We start from the raw sequence: 2290 nt of genomic DNA on the forward strand, positions 1-2290 counted from the left end.
ATTACATAATTCCAAGCTGAATTTACTCAGACTGGAAAAATCCTTGAGGCTGCGACTCGACTAATTCCACGCCAAAGACTTCCGCAAAAGACTGCGCTACATAAAAGCGCACTTCTTTACAGGTAATGCCTGGAATCCATTCGGCTAAACTGCCTACAGATTTATCAGAAATACCACAGGGTACAATGCGCTCAAAGCCTGTCATGTCTGGACAAACATTTAATGCAAAGCCGTGCATGGTAATCCAACGGCTAACTTTAATCCCAATAGCCGCAACTTTTCGCCCTTCTAACCAAACGCCAGTAAAAGCCGGAATTCTTTCTCCCTGCAACCCATAAACCGCCAATACGCGAATTATTACTTCTTCGAGTTGCCGTAAGTACCAATGAAGGTCTTTACGATAACTTTGCAGATTTAAAATAGGATACCCTACCAGTTGACCGGGACAATGGTAAGTAACCTCACCGCCTCGTTCAACTCTATGCACATCATATTCACCTTTTACCCTGAGCGTTCGCGTAGCGCGATGCCCTGAGCTTGCCGTACCACTTCGTGGAAGCAAGCTACGCGCAGCGTCTCGTAGAGAAGGGTCTCGTAGAGAAGGGTCAATATCAAATTTGAGAAAATCTGAGTTGCTTCCTTGCCCCAGAGTGTAAACAGGTGGATGTTCTAGCAAAATTAACACATCATCTAAACTGGGGTCATGGATGCGCTCAGTCAGGAGCGATCGCTGCCATCCATGAGCTTCTAAGTAAGGCATTAATCCTTGGTTATACAGCAAACAACGGTTTTTGTGTGGTTTCATACTATGAATCATGCCAAAAATCAACTCTATTGGGAACGAAATATCTTTCAAGTTACAGGATTGGAGTCAAAAAATGTTAAGTTTTGCAAAGGATTTTAAAGGAAAGTCAAGGGAAGCTGCATTAGAAAACACAAAGTGCTAGGTTGAAAATATAACCTCAATAGGTTTTAGGAGGAATTCTCTGCAATAAGCATCATGCCAAGACAATAAAGACGAATGTACTGGCTGATGACTCTAATCAAATTGTTTGCATTTCAAACACAATCAAACTTCCACAAAGATTTGTATTCTTGAACAACAGCAAGCAAACCTCAATCGAACACAGAAGGAGCAACTATCAACAGTTCTGTAAGCGTTGCTTTAAAAGAGAAGGTAGCCACGGGAGCTACCACTGAGATTTCCTCACCCAAGAGTTTTATCTGAATATCCAATTGGATATCAGCGCAGAGATGAGGAGGGAAATCAAGGGTGTATTTGACAACAACTCAGATGCAGCAGGCTTAGAGACAGATTACCAGCAGTACATACAATATAGTTCACAATTTGTTTTGGCGGGAGTAATATACCTTACCGCAACTTCTTTTCATACAAAGCAAATTCACAAATTCAAATATTCAGCGGGAGAGTTTACATGAAGCTTGTCATCCATAGCAAAAATATTGAAATCACCGATGCAATTCGTGAGTATGTACATCAAAAGATTGAAAAATCAGTTAGTCACTTTCAGAGCATTACAAATGAAGTTGATGTGCATCTTAGCGTAGCCCGTAATCCCCGAATTAGTACTAGACAAGCGGCTGAAGTAACTATTTATGCTAATGGTAGTGTTATCCGTGCCGAGGAAAGCAGCGAAAGCCTCTATGCCAGCATTGACTTAGTTGCAGATAAAATTGCCCGTCAACTGCGGAAATACAAAGAACGGCGTCAAGATCAGAAAACTCATGCCCAACCAACAGAAGTAGTTGTTGCAGAGTCGGTAGTCACAGATTTAATAGGCGATCGCACCCCCGAATTGCCCAACGAAGTCGTCCGCACAAAATATTTTTCCATGCCGCCGATGACCCTTGCAGAAGCCTTAGAACAACTGCAACTCGTGGGACACGACTTTTATATGTTCCGCAATTCGGAAACTGGAGAGATTAACGTGCTTTACGAACGCAACCACGGCGGTTATGGTCTAATCCATCCCCGCAATGGTAAGGGTCATACCAACGGCAAAAATGGCAAATCAGCCCACGCTAACATTGTCGTGCCGGAAAAGTCACACTCGAATAAATAGGGAATCGGGCATGGGGAATGGGGGGATTAGGGAGATGAGGGAAAAATAACCAATGCCCAATGCCCATTCCCTTATTTCGCAAGTTGTTGCAAAGTTTTCAGCGCTTCCTCAACATGACCTTTAAAGTTAAACATTGAATCAAACACGTATTGCACAACTCCCTGTTGGTCAATGACGTAAGTAACGCGACCAGGGAATAAGCCAAA

At 42.9% G+C, this 2290-nt stretch carries 3 protein-coding genes; 1 reads left to right on the plus strand and 2 read right to left on the minus strand.

Features of this window, described 5'->3' with window-relative positions:
* Nucleotides 1-22: 22 nt before the first annotated feature.
* Nucleotides 23-817 carry a lipoyl(octanoyl) transferase LipB gene (lipB, locus tag ACYTXL_RS14820; protein WP_461925399.1) on the minus strand — a complete coding sequence of 265 codons (795 nt, stop codon included), beginning with the start codon at nucleotides 815-817 and terminating at the stop codon, nucleotides 23-25.
* Between the two features lie 619 nt (nucleotides 818-1436).
* Here lipB and hpf point away from each other — a divergent pair.
* A complete protein-coding gene (gene hpf, locus ACYTXL_RS14825; protein ID WP_461925400.1) occupies nucleotides 1437-2084 on the plus strand; it encodes a ribosome hibernation-promoting factor, HPF/YfiA family in 648 nt (215 codons plus the stop codon).
* Nucleotides 2085-2155: 71 nt separating this feature from the next.
* On the opposite strand, the gene ACYTXL_RS14830 is transcribed toward hpf, so the two are convergent.
* On the minus strand, nucleotides 2156-2290 hold a 135-nt coding region (locus ACYTXL_RS14830), incomplete at its 5' end, for a peroxiredoxin family protein (protein ID WP_461925401.1).

Source organism: Nostoc sp. (assembly GCF_054880495.1).